The sequence below is a fragment of the Robiginitalea rubriflava genome, from assembly GCF_052540725.1.
Genome location: NZ_CP199309.1, coordinates 2,226,864 through 2,245,421, shown reverse-complemented (window position 1 = coordinate 2,245,421; position 18,558 = coordinate 2,226,864). Strand labels below are relative to the sequence as shown.

The window sequence follows — 18,558 nt, the reverse complement described above, 5'->3', positions numbered from 1 at the left end:
GCAGCGTAAAATTCCCCCCATTACACAAACTATCCACAATTTCAGGCATGACGCAGGATCATCAAGGAAATATATGGATGACCAGCGAGGGGCTTATGAAATACGATGGGGAAAACTTTATTGATTACTCTCACATCTCAGTTGAAAAAGACGATATCAACTCGATTAATTTAGAGTGTATTTACACAGACAGAGATGGCATTATCTGGATAGGGAGTAAAGATAGAGGTTTGATTCGATTTGACCCTGTTACCGAAACTCATACTTATTTTCAACATAAGAAAGGAGACCCCGGGAGCGTCGCATCAAACGCCATAAAATCGATTGTTCAGGACCATGATGGCGGTTTATGGATTGGTACGCTGGAAGGTCTTGATTATTTCGATACGAAAACAAATCAATTTCAAAACGTATTCGGCAATAGCGCTGATGAAAAAATACTGAGCTCAGGAGAGGTCAGGGTATTGTATGTAGATCGTTCAGGAACCTTATGGGCTGGGGTTGGAAATCCATTTTATTTTGGAAACATGTCAGAAGGTGGTTTGTATCAAATTGATATTAAGACCAAAAAAGTAAAGAGATATTCCAATTCTCCTGATCCAAACAGTCTTGTGGACAACCGAGTGACCGCTATACTTGAAGACAGTAAGGGTAATTTCTGGGTGGGTACGGCTGAAGATGGTTTACACATAATGGACAGGCAAACCGGAGACTTTACGCGATATCCCTATGACCCGCGCAATCCTGAAAAGTTGAGTCGCCCTCCCCTGAAAGAACTTCACTATGGAGCAGATCATATTCGTTTTATTGTTGAGGATATTAAAGGGTTTATATGGATCGGCACAATAGGTAACGGTATTAACCGATATGATCCCTTAAACAAGACCGTTAGTCATTTCGGCCCTTCAGAAAAAGGAGTCCAAAAGCTTCCTTGGAATCACTTTTGGAGCCACCTTCAAACCAAAGACGGATTACTCTGGGTAGGTGGCTGGCTTTTTGAGCCTGGAGATGATAAAGCGGGAGCCCTTATGAAAATTGATTTATCTCCGATTGGCTTATTTGAAGGGGAACTTGGTATGGGCCGCATTCAGTCCTTTATAGAAGACAATGCAGGAAATATCTATATGATCTCTGGGAATAATTTGGTACAGGCAGATAACCTTGGGAATGAAAAAATAGTATTTCAATTCAATGATTCCAACCAGGCAATATTATCTGATATCGTCAAAGATGAAACAGGTAATTTCTGGATTTCAAGTAATAGAGGCTTGTTCTGTTATAGCCCTGAAACCAACTTATTAAAATCATTTTTCATTGATGAAAAAGCGTCTCCGGGACAGGGCAACCAATTAAACACCTTGGAATTTATTAGTGCAGACAGCCTTATTGTTGGTGCAAGAAACGGGCTTTATTTATTTCATAAAAAGCAAGAAAAATTTACCGAAATTCCTTTAAGCACCCAAAATAGAACTATTTCGAACCCCAATTGCACCAAAATATTCATCGATTCTAAAAACGTCATTTGGTTAAGTTTCAGGGACGATGGTCTGAAACGATTAGATTTAAGCACAAATGAAGTTGTAGATTATCCGGTAAGGAAAGATTCACTGGATTGGGTAAACACAATATATGAGGATGAATATAATCACCTTTATATAGGGAACAATCAGGGCGGACTTCATAAATATGATCGTATAAAGGATCGCTTCAGTTTGGTCAAAGATCAAACAGGACTTCTAAATGAAGATACTCAGATCTTTGGAATTTCAAGAACAAGAGATTCAATCCTTTGGCTGTCAAACCTGAAAGGCCTTATAAAATATGACCTGGTTTCAAATAAAGCATTCATGCTAAGTGAAATTTGGGGTGTACCGTTTCCCAACACCTCCACCATTTACAAATCTTCCAATGGAAACCTATACATGGGAAAGGATGGACCGGGTTATATAAAATTTCGCCCTGAAGAACTGGAGAAAAGCAAGGATGTTGATAAAAAGCCCTTTATTTCCAGTTTTAGAATGGATGGGAAGTTAATGCCCATTTCAGAAAGGGCACAAGAAAATCAACTCATTTTCAGTCATAATCAGAACAATATTATACTGACACTTGGCTATGTAAACTTTGATACGGGCTTCAGAAATACCACTTTTCAATACAAATTGGAAAACTATGATGAGCAATGGCGAGAGGCTAGAAAAGAAGAAAAAATATCATACTTTAAATTAAAACCCGGGGATTACAACTTTACTTTTAAGGTAATTGATATTTATGGCGAGACCTTGGCAAACTCGCTTTCATTTAAAGTAAGGCCTCCCTGGTGGTTTACCTGGTGGGCATACTGCATTTATGGTTTGTTATTTGCTCTGGCAGTATGGGCCACCCATCGCTTTCAAAAAGCAAAAGTTTTACGGCAGGAAAGGGAAAAAATTAAAGACAGGGAACTGGCCCATGCACGGGAAATCGAAAAAGCCTATTCCGAATTAAAGCAGACCCAAAACCAGTTGATCCAATCCGAAAAAATGGCCAGCCTGGGGGAACTCACCGCAGGCATTGCCCACGAAATAAAAAACCCGCTGAATTTTGTCAATAATTTTTCAGAAGTCAGCATGGAACTGCTGGAGGAGATGCAACAGGAAATAAAAGAGGGCAACCTGAAAGAAGCCGGGGAAATCGCCAAGGACCTCACACAAAACCTCGAAAAAATTGTCGGTCACGGCCAGCGTGCGGATGGTATTGTAAGATCCATGCTTCTGCACAGCCGAAGCAGCGACGGCAAGAAAGAACCCACAGACCTCAACGCCCTGGCCAACGAATACCTCCGCCTGGCCTACCATGGGCTAAGGGCACGGGACAAATCTTTCAACGCGGCCATGGAAACCGACCTTGACCCCAAACTGCCAAAAGTGAATGTTGTTCCTCAGGAAATCGGACGGGTACTGCTTAACCTGTTTACGAATGCCTACCAGGCTGTAAGTGACAAAAAGCAGGACGCACCCTCCGGCTTTGAACCCAGAGTGATTGTCAAGACCCGGAGAACATCACTGGGCGTGGAAATTACCGTAATGGATAACGGAAAGGGAATTCCTGAAGCGATAAGGGATAAAATCTTCCAGCCCTTTTTTACCACCAAGCCCACCGGGCAGGGAACCGGGCTCGGGCTTTCCCTGAGTTATGACATCGTAAAGGCACATGGAGGGGATATTGCGGTAGAGTCTGAAGAAAATGCTTTTACGAAGTTTACAATCAACCTGCCCTTGTCATGAAGAATAAAAAAGTGGAAAAATTTGACGGACATTCCATTTATGAGCGGTTGATTGCCGTCTTGCTGGATTTTAAGCCCGTGGAAGACCTGACGGACATAGTCCATCCGGATTTTATGGGGTATGGCTCGGCTGCACACGAAATTTTCAGGACGCGTGAAGACGTGAAGAAAATGGCCGAGATGCAGGCAGAGCAACTCAAAGAACAGGGCCTCAAGTATACCCGAACTTCCCGCAGGGAACGTCTGTTTGCCAACGGAGCTATTTATTTGATCCTCGAAGAATTCCACCTCTATTTTCCGGAAAACGACCACGAATTACTCGTACGGGTTTCGACCTTGCTTGAAAAAGTAGAAGGAAAATGGCAGGTAACCCATTTTCATGGCTCCTCTCCGGATTCGGATATTGCAGAGGACGAAGCCTTTCCGGATCAGGGACTGCGCAAAAAGAATGAAGAACTGGAAGCAAAGATCAGGGAAAGGACACGGGAACTGGAAGTTGAAACAGCTCTGGAGCGGGTAAGGGCCCGCACCATGGCCATGCAGCACAGCGATGAACTGGCGGAGGCTTCCCACCTGCTGGACGAGCAGGTCCGGGTACTGGGTATTAAAACCTGGGGCTGCGCCTTTAGTATCTACCGGGAGAAGGATTCAATAGAATGGTTCGGCAATGAAGCCGGGCTCTTGCCCACCTATACCGTTCCCAGGGAAGGAATTTTCAAGGAGTATTACGAGGCCGGCCAAAAGGGCGAAACCCTTGTTGTAAAAGAATTTTCCGGGGAGCAGTGCGTTGCCCACTACGAGTTTATGAGCACCCTGCCTGTGGTGGGCGAAGTATTACGACAACTCAAGGAGACCAATGGCTCTTTTCCCGAATATCAGATTGACCATGTCGCGTATTTCAAGTATGGCTACCTGCTGTTTGTTACCAGAGAATCCGTTCCCGAAGCCCATGATATTTTCAGGCGTTTTGCAGGTGTTTTTGAACAAACCTATACCCGCTTCCTGGACCTCAAAAAAGCTGAAGAACAGGCCCGGGAAGCTCAGATAGAATTGTCTCTGGAACGTATACGGGCCCAGGTTACGGCCATGCAGGAATCTTCCGAATTGCTGGACATTGTGGTTACCATGCGTTCAGAGTTTTTCAAATTAGGGCATGAGGCACATTATTTCTGGCACATGCGCTGGCTGCCTGAGCACTATGAGAAAGCCATGACCTCCGGAGATGGCACAAGGATAGGTATGGTCATGAAACTGCCCAGGCATATGCATGGTGATATTAAACTGCTCGCCAATTGGGAGAAAAGCCAAACCGCTACGGTGGTTTACGCCATGGATGCGGAGGAGGCTGTGGCCTATGTAGATAAAATGGTCTCCCTTGGGGATTTTCAGCAAATAGACCCTCAGGCCCCTTCAGCGGATGATATTCGGCACATCGGGGGGCTGACCTTTGTAATGGCTCGCACAACCCATGGGGAAATTGGTTTTAGCCTTCCCGGGGTAGTCCCCAACCCGCCTGAAGAATCCATCGAAACCCTGGTCCGTTTTGCTGCGGTGTTTGACCTGGCTTACCGTCGTTTTGAGGATCTCAAGGAATCGGAAAGGCAGAAGCGAGAGGCCGAAATAGAACTGGCCCTGGAGCGGGTCCGGGCACAAACCATGGCCATGCACCAAAGCGAGGAATTAGAGGGGGTTATCAAGCTTATCTTTGAACAGTTTGTATCCCTGGGATTGAATGTAGACCACACAGGGTTTATCCTGGACTACAAGACGCGGGATGATATGCATATCTGGCTGGCAGACCAAAATGCAATAGTTCCGGAAATAACCTTTCCCTATTTTGACTCCCCGCACTGGAATAGTTTTTTAAAAGCCCGAAAATCAGGGGAAAGCCTGTTTACCAACCTCCTTTCCTTTGAGGAGAAAAACCAGTTCTACAAAGACCTTTTTGAACACCTGCCGGAAATTCCGAAAGAAGTTCGGGCTCACTATTATAAAGTACCTGGCCTGGCCATATCAACTGTCCTTCTGGATACCGTGGGCCTGTATATAGAAAATTTTAAAGCTGCCCCCTACTCGGAACATGAGAATGAGATTTTGATGCGTTTTGGAAAGGTCTTCCAGCAGTCCTATACGCGCTTCCTCGACCTGAAAAAAGCCGAAGCACAGGCCCGGGAGGCCCAAATAGAAACGGCCCTGGAACGGGTCAGGAGCAGAACCATGGCCATGCATAAAAGCGAGGAACTTGCGGAAGTTGCTACGGTCCTTCATATCGAATTGACGAATTTGGAGGTCAGTGAGTTTTCGGATGCTTCCATAGTCATCTTTGACGAGCCCAATAACCAGCAAATTGTATGGGGTGCCCGAACGGAATCCGAATACCTTGAAAAATCCATACTGCCGCTTCTTGGGGATCAAATCCTCCAGGAGCTTTATGATAATTGGCATTCGGGGGAGACGTTTTTCACGGTAAAGGTCGGTGGATCAAGGCTTAAGAATCATAATGAATTTGTTTATCCCGTATTCCAGCGAACAGAATTAGAGGATCGGGTTCTAAAAAATATGCCGGATCCAACTTTCTTTCATTGCGCCGTTTTCGCTATGGGGTATCTTGAGTTAATGTCGGACCGGGAGATAAGGGAAGAATCTGCATTATTATTAAGGCGTTTTGCAAATGTTTTTGATCAGACCTACACCCGCTTCCAAGACCTCAAAAAAGCCGAGTCACAGGCCCGGGAAGCCCGGATTGAAGCGGCTTTGGAGCGCGTGAGAGCACGGACAATGGCCATGCATCACAGCGATGAACTTTCGGAAGTAGTCGCGCTTTTATATAAACAAATTCAGATCCTTGGTTTTAACGATTGGGGCTGTTCAATAATTATTTGCAACGAAGAGGCCCGGGTCATGCGTTATTGGTATGCCGAAGTAAACCTGTCGAATTTGCCTTTTTACTGCGATGTGCCCTTAACCCATAAAATTGTAAAAAAGACCTGGGATTTATGGCGGTCCGGGACATCCCAATTTGAAATCAGCCTTTTGGGTAAAGAAAAGGAAGACTACACCAACTTTATGCTGAATGATACAGCCTATAATCACATCTTGCCTGAAGATGTCAAGGAGGAATGGAGAAAACCCAAAGACATATTCTTTTCCTATTTCACATTTAAATATGGCTTGCTTGAGATTGTAGATGTAAAAGCTATAGATAGTGGGAATTATCCAACCTACCGTCGCTTTGTACAGATTATTGAACAAACCTATACCCGCTTCCTTGACCTTAAAAAGGCAGAAGCACAGGCCCGGGAGGCCCAAATAGAAACGGCCCTTGAAAAAGTCAGGACCCGGACGATGGCCATGCAGAAAGGAGAGGAACTCAAAGAGGTCGCCGTCCTTTTATATAAAGAGCTTATCGCACTTGGGGTTACCAATTTTGTAACCTGCGGATATGTGGAAGTAAATGAGGAGGCCAAAAGGCAATTTACCTGGGTCACCTCCCCGGGCGGGGATACCATGGATTTGTTTTACCTGCCCTTAAACGGGGATGCTACTTTTGATGAGCGCTATGCGGCCTGGAAACGACAACAAACCATCTTTCACCAAACCGTGGCGGGTGAGGTGCGAAACAGCCATCTGGAATTTGCAATAACCACCTTTAATTCCAAAGCAGCTGAGGAAATGGTACGCAGCCAGTTTCCGGACCCAACCGTATTTTATTGTTTTAACTTTTCCCATGGATACCTGCACCTGGTATGCCCGTCTGTGTTGACGGAACAAGAAGAAGTTTTACTGGCCAGGTTTACCCGGGTTTTTGAACAGACTTATGCCCGATTCCTCGATCTTAAAAAAGCGGAGGCACAGGCCCGGGAAGCCCAAATCGAGAATGCCCTGGAGAAGGTGCGCTCCCGCACCATGGCCATGCAGCACAGTGACGAACTGCCAGAAGCGGCCAATGTGCTTTTCCTGGAGGTACAGGCCCTGGGTATCGCGGCCTGGAGCTGTGGCTACAATATCCTGGCGGAGGACAAAAAATCAGCTACTTGCATCATGAGTAGCGAAGGGACGTTGCAAACACCTTTTAAACTAAGGCTCCAGGGAGAACGTTCATTCGACCAATTTGGGGAATTTGCAAGGAGTGATGAGGATTTCATGATTCAGGAACTGGAAGGGGAGGCACTTGTTGCGCACTACAACTTTATGAAATCCTTTCCGGATCTGCAGCCTACCTTCGAGGAGATAGAACGATTAGGCCTGGACCTTCCCACCTACCAGATCAACCACCTCTCAAAATTTACCCATGGGTTCCTCCTTTTTATAACCTACGAACCGGTGCCAGAGGCACATGACATATTTAAACGGTTTACGGCGGTATTCGAACAAACCTATACCCGATTCATGGACCTGAAAAACATAGAAGCCCAGGCGCGGGAATCCAAGATCGAAACGGCCCTGGAGCGCGTTCGGGCGCGTGCGCTGGCCATGCAGGAGCCTGAAGAACTCACCAATGTTGCCGAAGTACTTCGCTCCGAGATGGGACTATTGGGGGTGGCGGAACTGGAGACTTCCAGTATCTTTATTTACGATACGGAATCCAACAAGGCCGAGTGCTGGTATGCCATAAAGGATATCCGAACCGATCAAAATAAACTGGTAAGCGACCAATTTGGACTGGACCTCAAAGCCACAAGGGTAGGCCGGCAAATGCTGGAATTCTATACATCGGAGGAAGAGAAAACCTCTATCGCGATGAAGGGGCCAGACCGAAAAGAATGGATTGCCTATTGTGAAAAACAGTCCAAACCTCTAAAAGGGTACTATGGAGCCGAAATACCCGATCGCACCTACCACCTGTACAAGTTCTCACACGGGGCTATTGGGGCAGCCTCGCCTGCTGCATTATCTGAAGAGAACTGGCGCCTGCTACAGCGTACCGCATCTGTTTTTTCGCTGGCCTATTCCCGTTTCAAAGACCTGACTCAGGCCCGAAAAGACCTGCAGCAGCTTAAGATGGCTAAACAAAAGGCGGAAGAGGCCTTTTCTAACCTGCAGGCCACCCAACAGCAACTGGTTCATGCCGAAAAGATGGCTTCCCTTGGTGAGCTTACTGCAGGAATTGCCCACGAAATCCAAAACCCCCTGAATTTTGTCAATAACTTCTCCGAAGTAAGCGAGGAGCTCCTGGAAGAGCTATTGGAAGAATTGGAAAAAGGGGACCTTGAAGAATCAAAGGCGCTTTTGCAGGACATAGTCCAGAATCTGCAGAAAATCAGCCACCATGGCAAAAGGGCGGATGGTATCGTCAAGGGAATGCTTCAGCATAGTCGTAGCGGAAACAGCGCGAAAGAACCTACCAACCTCAATGCGCTGGCAGATGAATACCTGCGCCTGGCCTACCACGGCCTTAGGGCCAAGGATAAATCCTTTAACGCCACCCTGGAAACCGACTTCGACCCGGCCGTAAAGAAGGTAAATTTGGTTCCCCAGGATATCGGCAGGGTGCTGTTAAACCTCTATACCAATGCGTTCCATGCCGTTGATGAACGCAAACAAAAAGAAAAGAAAGATTATACCCCTACTGTTTCTGTAAAAACGCAAAAGACCAAAGAAGGGGTTGAAATTACAGTAAGTGACAACGGGGACGGGATCCCGGATAATATCAGGGAAAAGATCTTTCAGCCCTTCTTTACCACCAAGCCCACAGGAGAAGGCACCGGGCTGGGGCTTTCCATGAGTTATGATATTGTTACCAAGGGGCATGGGGGGACCCTGGAAGTTGAAAGCAAAGCTGGCAAAGGCAGCTGCTTTACCATCATATTGCCTATAAAAAACCAGCTTGCCACATGAGAAAAATACTTGTTCTTCTAGCTTTACTTCCCCTGAGCCTTATGGGCCAGGACCGGATTTATTCGGCCCTGGACAGTATAGAATATTCCGGACGCTGGCTTTGGCTAGGCAGTGATTGGCGATTTCAGAAAGGGGATAACCCGGACTGGGCCCAACCCGAGTTCGATGACAGCTCCTGGAAAAGCTTTACCCGGACCTCAAATCTGGTAATACTGGATTCCGTCGAGACCCTGGGGATTAACGAGATCGTCTGGTACCGAAAATACCTCAAATTAGGCCGTAACCTGAATGATATCCTACTCCTGAGGGTATTTCAAACCGGTGCCATGGAAATATTCCTCGACGGAAAACTCCTCTACAGTTTTGGAACCATAAACCAGGACCCCAATAAGGCTGAAGCCCACAATCCCTGGACCAAAGAAATGTTTCCCCTGCCATTAAGTCCTTATGACGAGCATACTCTGGCGATACGCTTTATGAATCTCAAACCTCCGGGGCCCGTTTTGGCCAACCCACGTTTATCAGGGGCATTTCTGAGAGTAATTCCATTTTCCCATATTAATCCCAAGGAATTCAAGCTAACTTATGGAGACGCCCAAAAAGAATATTGGACCAACGCGATGTATTTGGTGTCGGGTATTGCCATCTTTATGTTCGTCCTATTCCTGTTGTACTTCCTGTTTTTTCCAACAGAACGATTAAATGGTTATTTCGCCCTCTGCGGCCTGCTCTTCTGCTTTTTCATGGTCGCCAATATAATGAACCTCGAAAGTATAGGCTCCGGGTATTACAGCAACCTGGCGGTTGGAATCTTAGCGATCCTCTATTTCTTGCTTTTTCTCTATTGCATATATCGAATCTTCGAAAGGCCCCTTGGTAGATTTTTTTGGGGCGTAACCCTATTGGGTGGTGGATGTATCATGGGGTTTATTCTCTTCGGACTGGATGTCCTGCTCCCCATTTTCGGCGGGCTTGTCATTTTTGAAACCATCCGAATCAGTATTTTATCTTTAAAAACTCACAGAGTAGGAGCACTAATATTCTTGGCATCAGGTGTTCTGCACATTATTTTCATGGCGATAATTTTTATTGATATACTGGATATTTTTGAAGAGCAGGATTTTCGAAATTACTACCCCTTGGGCTTCGTGGTTTTGCCTATGTGCATTGCCATCTACCTGGGTTATGCCTTTGGAAAACGCAGCCAGGAACTACGTCTTAATCTGGAACGGGTTCAGAGACTCTCAGAAGAAAAAGAAACTATCCTGGAAGGGCAGAAAAAAAACCTGGAAAAACAGGTAAAGGAACGCACGAAATCCTTGAATGCGTCCCTGCGCCATTTAAAAGATACCCAAACCCAACTCATACAATCCGAAAAAATGGCCTCTTTGGGCGAGCTCACCGCCGGGATTGCCCACGAGATCAAGAACCCCCTGAACTTTGTCAATAATTTCTCCGAAGTGAGCCGGGAACTCATCGACGAGATGAAGGCAGAGATAGCTGCAAAAGATTTTAAGGAAGTAGAAGCCATTGCTGAAGACCTGAAACAAAACCTTGAAAAAATCAACCACCACGGACAGCGGGCTGACAACATCGTCAAAGGCATGTTGCAGCACAGCCGCAGCGGGGACGGCAAAAAGGAACCTACCAACCTCAACGCCCTGGCAGACGAATACCTGCGCCTGGCCTACCACGGCCTCAGGGCCAAAGACAAATCCTTTAATGCCACCCTGGAAACGGACTTCGACCCTGCCGTAAAAAAAGTAAATGTGATTCCCCAGGATATCGGGCGGGTGCTGTTAAACCTCTATACCAATGCGTTCCATGCCGTTGATGAACGCAAACAAAAAGAAAAGAAAGATTATACCCCTACTGTTTCTGTAAAAACGCAAAAGACCAAAGAAGGGGTTGAAATTACAGTAAGCGACAACGGGGGCGGGATCCCGGATAATATCAGGGAAAAGATCTTCCAGCCCTTCTTTACCACCAAGCCCACAGGAGAAGGCACCGGGCTGGGATTGAGTATAAGCTATGACATAGTGACCAAGGGGCATGGGGGAGATTTACGCATGGAAAAAAATGAACCGCAGGGTACAAGATTTATTATTAACTTACCTATTCAGTAGTGCAGTTGACCAATTACTTCGTTCCCTCCCCTGACCCTCCGCATCACTGAAACCAACCGAGTTATACCATGCCAAATAAAAAAGGGCTTTACTTCTTCAGTTCACTTCTGTTCTTCTTAATGGGCCTGTTTGGCGCATGGGCCCAAAAGGATAAAATTGCTTTTGAAAAATACGGAGTGGCCGAGGGGCTTCCGGAGGAAATGGCCCGTTATCTGGTACAAGATACAAAGGGCTTTATCTGGGCCTCTTCCCAAAATGGCCTGGTGAAATTCGATGGCTATAAAATAAAAGTTTTCAAAAAGTGGCTTGAAAATGAAACCACCTATCAGCTTCGCAACATCAATGGCGGGTTGCTGATAAGCCGGGAGGGTCTTTTGTGGATAGGGGGTGTCCGTGAGGGAGGAGGACTTGTCTCCCTTGACACCAAAACAGAAAATTTTACCGCATATCCCATCGATTTTGAAGATCCGACCAAAGTACCCTATAGAGATTGCCTTTTGCTTTTTGAAGATGTCTTGGGCAATATCTGGTTTAATTCGTATGATTACTCGGGTAAAGCAATCCTTTGCTCAATAAATCCATATACTGGAACCGTCTCACGCTATGATGTGTCTGCAGGAGGAGGCAGGGTAAATGACATTGTTCTTAATTGGAGCATCGCTGAATCCAGGAGAGACAGCAGCCTGTGGATCAATACAAACGACGATCAACTGATGCGATTTGATCGCAAAAAGGATACTTTTGAGATCATCCTGCAGAAAGGTGAAGTTATTCCAGGGACAGATCGAATCGATTCCATACAGGATGTTATTATGCCCGGAAATAGCGGATTGATCCCGATGGGCAATAACAGGCATCTCTACCTTTGGGATCCTATCAAAAGGAAGGCGGTAAAAACCTATGATTTTACAACAAGGAAAGACACTGCCTACTTTGGAGCTTTCTTTGAAGACAAGCGAGGCAATATCTGGAATACCTCATTTGAAGAAATTGTTCGCATTGACCTGAAGGATTCCAATAGGACCGTGTACCATGTTGGGCAAGGAGTTCTGGATTTTGAAGATGCACCCGAAAACATCAGGTCCATAGTACCAATTTATCAGGATATTGATCTCATAGTATTTGAGGTAATTGGCAGCAACTTAAGGGAAAAATGTTACCTCCAGTATATTTTTGATTCAGAGACTTTTATGTGGTTTGATCATAAATTTAATGACCCAAAAAATGAATTTGTTTTAAATGGATTTGGATATAACCTTATAAAGGACAGGACAGGGCTTTTTTGGATAGGGACACGTCCGAATATGTACAAAATGGCTCCAAAAAAGCGCCAGATTAAGCATTACCAGAGCGATTCTGAGGCTGAAAACAGTCTTCACAATGATACTATTTACAGGCTGTTTGAAGACAGCAAGATGCGCCTCTGGATCGGTACCCGGAATGGGATTTCCCGCTTGACAGCTGAAAATACATTTAGGCAATATTTCAGTAGCCCCAACAGAGTAGCCAAAAAATCTCTGGGCGGTATTCGGAAAATTTACGAAGATTCTCAAGGCCAAATATGGGTAGCCACCTGGAATAATGGTCTTTTTCGATGGAAGGAAAATTCTGAATATTTTGAACCCATTCCTTTTAGTCCAGGGGTTAGGAATATACAGGGCCTGGAGGAAGACGGAGACGGGAACCTATGGGTTGTTGCCTGGGGTATTGGAGTTTTTGTACTGGATTTAAGTTCGGGAGAAATACGTAAGTCTTTTAAGCCCGAGGACAGTGATCAACATTTGTTAACCAGCACATCTACAGGTGTTCTTTTTAAGGATCTATATAACCAAATCTGGTTAGGAGATCCAAGGGAAAATGATCAGGGCCTGTTCAGGTATATAGAGGAAAAGAATCAGTTTGAACACTACAAATTTGACCCTGAAGACACACTTTCAATAAACAGCAATGAGCTACGCGGCATGGGAGAAGACGATCTCGGCAGATTATGGGTTGGCACTGACGGTGGCCTGAACCTATATGATCGGGAAAAAAACCATTTTCTCAGAAATGATAATTTGGTTTCTCTTCCAAGTATTTCAGGGGCTGCCAAGGCAGGAGACGGAAGGCTTTGGGTTATTAGCTACAGTGGCGATGGCCTTGTCCTGGTAGGGCCTGGAGTGAATGATATTGAGATCTTCGGGGAAGAGAAGGGCTTATTGCACAACGATGTATTGGGTAATCAGGGTATTTTGCAAATGGATGATCTTGGCCAAATTTGGCTGCCCACAGAAAGGGGTTTATCGGTTTTTGACACAAAAACCAGGACTTATTCGAGTTACTTCAGGAAAGATGGTTATCAGGATTACAATGAAGTAAACACCGTTGCCCGAACAATAAATGGCGACATCTGGATTGGTGGTAATCAGGGCCTTAATCACATAGTACCCGAAAAACTGGCTGCCAAAGACAGTACCCTTCCCAGTATGGTTATCACCAAAATGGAAATCATGGACAGGGTTTATTCAGCAGCCGATGGCGACCTGTTTGAAAGAGCTGTTTCTTTTACAGAAGAACTTACCCTTGATCATTCCCAAAGGGATCTCACCTTCGAATTCGTGGCCCTTCACTACCTCCGCCCCGAAGAGAACCTCTATTCCTGGAAGCTCGAGAATTACGACGATGACTGGTCGGAACCTTCCAAAGACCGGCAGGCCAAATATACCAACCTCTCTCCGGGGACGTATACCTTCAGGGTTAAAGGATCCAACGCAGATGGTGTCTGGAACGAAGAAGGGGCACAGTTACAAATCACGATTAATCCTCCCTGGTGGCAAACCTGGTGGGCCTATGGTGCCTATTTCCTGATCTTTTGCTTCCTTGGCTACAGGTTCCACCTGTTCCAGAAAGCGCGTACGCTGGCCAGGGCCAAAGAAGAAGCCCGTGCAAAAGAGCTGGAGCAGGCAAAAGAGATCAAAAAAGCCTATGCGGAACTCAAAGCCACACAGGACCAGTTGATACAGTCCGAGAAAATGGCCAGCCTGGGGGAACTAACCGCCGGGATTGCCCACGAAATCCAGAATCCGCTCAATTTTGTGAATAACTTCTCGGAGGTAAACCGCGAACTGGTAGAGGAACTCAAAGAAGAAACTGCCAAAGACCTTAAAACACGGAATTCGGAGCTGGAGCAGGAATTGCTTACCGATATCGACCAGAACCTGGAAAAAATTTCCCACCACGGCAAGCGGGCCGATTCGATTGTAAAAGGGATGCTGCAGCACAGCCGCAGCAGTGACGGGAAAAAGGAACCCACAAACCTGAATTCCCTTGCAGACGAATATCTGCGTCTGGCCTACCACGGCCTGAGGGCGCGAGATAAGTCTTTCAATGCCAACATGGAAACAGAATTTGACCCGGCCATCGGAGAGGTCAGTATAATCCCTCAGGATATCGGGCGGGTACTGCTCAATTTGTTTACCAATGCCTTCCATGCCGTTATGGAAAAGAAAAGAGAAACTACTGAGAGCTATGAACCAACGGTCACAGTTCGGACCCGTAAGACCACAAAAGGGGTTGAAATACAGGTAATAGATAATGGGAAGGGAATCCCTTCTAGCGTACAGGACAAAATCTTCCAGCCCTTTTTTACGACAAAAAAGACCGGGGAAGGCACGGGCCTGGGCCTGAGCATGAGTTATGACATTGTCACCAAAGGGCACAACGGCCGGTTAAAAGTAGAAAGCACCGAGGGCAAAGGGGCTGTATTTATTGTTATCTTACCTACAGATACTGCTAAGCAATGATTCCAGGATTACGCAATACTACCTCCGCTTTTTTAGTGCTTTGGATATGTTTTTCCTTCCATGTCAGTTATGGGCAAAAAAGTGAAGCAGCAACTGATCCCGGGCTGGACCTTTTCTTTGAGGTACTGGAACTCCCCAATGGCCCGGAGGGCAACAGTGTACAGGCAATTGTGCAGGATTCCCTTGGCTATATGTGGTTCGGCTCCCAGGACGGCCTGCATCGGTACGACGGGAAAAACTTTACCAGCTATTACTCCGATCCCATCAATCAGAATACACTCATCAGCAATTATATTGAAGCCCTGTATCTGGAGAGCAACGGAACACTATGGCTAACACATTGGTCCGGAGGGGGGCTCACTGCGTTTAGGCCTGACAGTGGAACGTTTACCCGTTACCTTCATGACCCATACGACCCGGAATCCATAATGTCAGGGGAAACCGGGGTGATGGCTCAGGATGCTGCCGGTAATCTCTGGATCGGAGGCAGACAGGGCCTCTCCGTGCTCGATATGGAATCGGGGAAATTCAAACGGTATTTTCACAAACCGGAGGATCCCACTTCCCTTTCAGATAACGATGTCCGGGACCTTTATGTAGATTCAGAAGGGACCTTATGGGTAGCCACCGGAATGGCCTGGAATCTGGACGGCAAAGGCGGGCTCAACCGGTATGATCCGCAAACCGATTCATTTGAACGGTTCCTGCATGATCCGGACAACCCCAAAAGCCTCAGCAACAATAAGGTAGGGAGCCTGTTTGAAGATAGCAATGGAAACTTTTGGGTGGGCACTGCAGAAGACGGGCTACATCTTTTTGATAGAACCACCAAAACTTTCGAACGATATAAGTTTGATCCCACAGACGCCACGCGGCCGTCTATGCCTTTCCTTGAGGGTGAAGACGTCGGAAATACCCAGCAGTATACCCACATCACCTCTTTTTTTGAAGATAGCCAGAACAGGCTCTGGATATCTGCTGTATACAGCGGCCTGAACATCTATGACCCCGGGGCTGGAATGAACTGGCATTTCGAGGCCCGGGAAGGAGACTCGGACCTGAAATCCAATTTCATCTGGCAGGCGTACCAGAGTGATGATGGTACCATCTGGGTCTCGACGGCCGGGGAAGGCAGGACGGTTTATAAAGTCCTGGAAAACAAATTCCGTTTTCCCTACTACACCTTTCCCGAGCTTAGGGATACGCTAACTGTCAAAAGGGGCATCCTCGAAGACCGGAACGGGGACATATGGATAGCTCAGTCCCCTCCTAATCCCATTGTCACCCCACAGATTTCATCCCTGTGGAGGATTGATAATGAAACCAATGCCATTAAAAAAATAAAACTGGATGCAATTGGAACATCGGATAACCTGCAGGGGTTTATAGGAAGCCTTACCACTGATGTGGCAGGTAACATCTGGGTGGGGACCAGTGTCGGTTATTTTATTGGCGATCCAGATACGGAAGAATTCGAAAAATTCTTGCCCGAATTTGCCAAGCCGGAAGATTTATGGGTTGCACCCATATTTCAGAGCAGTTCAGGGGCTATTTGGATACCCTATTGGAACCACGGCCTGATCCGTTATGATTCCGACTTGGAAGAATACAAGATTTTTGAGTACGACGCAACGACCCCCGGGGGTATTTCCGGGCCCTTTGTATGGGCCATCCGGGAAGACGGGGCTGGTGCTATTTGGATAGGCGGCGGAGATGCCGGATTCAATGCGGATTATCCTCCATTTGTGGATCGATTCGATCCCGAAACAAATGTTTTTGAACCCTACATATCTACAATATTATCCACTGGGATTATTTCTAAATTGGTTGTGGATTTAAACGGGAATTACTGGTTTATTGACTGGAATCAGGGATTTTATAAGCTGAACCCAAAAAATAAGGAATTAAGACGTTTTTCAGCCAGTAACAGCCTTTTGCCCGGAAAAAACATCAACGGGATTTTAGCCCATCCCAATGGGCAAATCTGGCTTAGCACCGAAGACCAGTTAATCGCTTTTGACCCTCTGCTTGAAACAATTTCTGCATATGATTCCTATCATGGCATACGGCCAATTTCAGGCAGCACCAACATTGGTACAATAAGCCGCGAAGGAGACCTCTTGTTTGCCCGCTGGAATGGCTACCATGCCTTTAACCCGAATGCGCTTCTCAGTAAAGCTGAAGCAAAGGAACCTGATTTGAGAATTACGGGTTTTAAATTAATGGATGAGACTATGGCCAGCGGTATTACAGGACAAACAGGAAATGTCCTGAAAAAACCAATCTGGGAGACTAATGAAATAGTCCTTGGTAGCGGCGAAAACACCTTCGCATTTGCCGTGGCCTGCTTTGACTTCTATCGGCCGGAATCCAACAGCCTCCAATTTATGCTGGAAGGATATGACAGGGGTTGGCGCAGTGACCTGCGCAATGGAGAGACACCCTATTACGTCAATGTAGCCCCCGGCGAATACACCTTCCGCATACGAGGGTCTAATGGGCTTGGGGTGTGGAATAAAGAGGGCATTCAAATGCAGGTCACTATAAACCGGCCTTGGTGGCAAAGTGGGTGGGCTTATCTTCTTTATTTTATTTTAATATCTTTTTTCGGATATCGCATCCACCTCTACCAGAAAGCGCGTACCCTGGCAAGGGCCAAGGAGGAGGCTCGTGCCAGGGAACTGGAGCAGGCAAAAGAGATTAAAAAAGCCTATGCAGAACTCAAAGCCACCCAGGACCAACTAATACAGTCCGAGAAAATGGCCAGCCTGGGGGAACTCACAGCTGGGATTGCACATGAAATTCAGAACCCGCTCAACTTTGTAAATAATTTCTCAGAGGTAAACCGGGAATTGATAGAGGAACTCAAGGAGGAGGCCACCAAAACACCCAAGGAGCGCAACTGGGCACTGGAGCAGGAACTACTGACAGACATCGATCAGAACCTGGAAAAAATTGCCCATCACGGAAAGCGGGCAGACTCCATAGTTAAAGGGATGTTGCAACACAGCCGGGCCAGTGATGGAAAAAAGGAGCCAACAGACATCAATGCACTAGCCGATGAATACCTCCGACTGGCTTACCACGGCTTCCGCGCCAAGGACAAATCCTTTAATGCAGAGCTGGAAACCCATTTTGATCCCGAGCTTGGTAAAATCGCGGTAATTCCGCAGGATATCGGTCGGGTAATGCTGAACCTGATTACCAATGCCTTCCACGCCGTCCAGGAGAAAAGCAAAGCAGACGGAGCAACTTTTAAGCCAACGGTTGTTGTGAGCACCAGAAAAACCAGAAAATCAATACAAATAGAAGTAAAAGACAACGGCTCGGGTATTCCCGAAAAAATCATCAAGAAGATTTTTGAGCCCTTTTTCACCACAAAGCCATCCGGGCGGGGAACCGGACTGGGCCTTAGCATGAGCTATGAAATAATCACCAAAGGCCATGGGGGGGAACTAAAAGTTGAATCTGTAAATGGAGCGGGAACCACATTTACCATCGAATTGCCTGTAGGTCAGGGAAGTAAATCGAAGGAATAAAACATTAAACC

The 18,558-nt window shown here is 46.3% G+C and carries 5 protein-coding genes; all 5 read left to right on the top strand.

The genetic code is table 11. From position 1 onward, the window contains the following. Positions 1 to 47 precede the first annotated feature (47 nt). The 5 genes from ACT6NU_RS10140 (at position 48) to ACT6NU_RS10120 (ending at position 18,547) form a co-directional block, all read left to right on the top strand. Positions 48 to 3,263, top strand: coding sequence for a two-component regulator propeller domain-containing protein (locus ACT6NU_RS10140; RefSeq protein ID WP_445381556.1), 3,216 nt, complete (start codon positions 48 to 50; stop codon positions 3,261 to 3,263). After that, a complete protein-coding gene (locus ACT6NU_RS10135; protein WP_445381555.1) occupies positions 3,260 to 9,100 on the top strand; it encodes an ATP-binding protein in 5,841 nt (1,946 codons plus the stop codon). Before ACT6NU_RS10140 ends, ACT6NU_RS10135 begins: the two co-directional genes overlap by 4 nt. Next, a complete protein-coding gene (locus ACT6NU_RS10130; RefSeq protein WP_445381554.1) occupies positions 9,097 to 11,226 on the top strand; it encodes an ATP-binding protein in 2,130 nt (709 codons plus the stop codon). The genes ACT6NU_RS10135 and ACT6NU_RS10130 overlap by 4 nt, the downstream gene beginning before the upstream one ends. 68 nt (positions 11,227 to 11,294) lie before the next feature. Then, positions 11,295 to 15,008: an ATP-binding protein gene (locus ACT6NU_RS10125; RefSeq protein ID WP_445381553.1), complete on the top strand. Its 3,714-nt coding sequence runs from the start codon at positions 11,295 to 11,297 to the stop codon at positions 15,006 to 15,008. Next, on the top strand, positions 15,005 to 18,547 hold the full coding sequence (locus tag ACT6NU_RS10120) for a sensor histidine kinase (RefSeq protein WP_445381552.1): 3,543 nt from the start codon (positions 15,005 to 15,007) through the stop codon (positions 18,545 to 18,547). The genes ACT6NU_RS10125 and ACT6NU_RS10120 overlap by 4 nt, the downstream gene beginning before the upstream one ends. Positions 18,548 to 18,558 lie beyond the last annotated feature (11 nt).

Excerpts from the sequence above, each read along its gene's own strand:
- ACT6NU_RS10140 (WP_445381556.1), top strand. The coding sequence starts at position 48 with ATGACGCAGGATCATCAAGGAAATATATGGATGACCAGCGAGGGGCTT.
- ACT6NU_RS10135 (WP_445381555.1), top strand. The coding sequence starts at position 3,260 with ATGAAGAATAAAAAAGTGGAAAAATTTGACGGACATTCCATTTATGAG.
- ACT6NU_RS10130 (WP_445381554.1), top strand. The coding sequence starts at position 9,097 with ATGAGAAAAATACTTGTTCTTCTAGCTTTACTTCCCCTGAGCCTTATG.
- ACT6NU_RS10125 (WP_445381553.1), top strand. The coding sequence starts at position 11,295 with ATGCCAAATAAAAAAGGGCTTTACTTCTTCAGTTCACTTCTGTTCTTC.
- ACT6NU_RS10120 (WP_445381552.1), top strand. The coding sequence starts at position 15,005 with ATGATTCCAGGATTACGCAATACTACCTCCGCTTTTTTAGTGCTTTGG.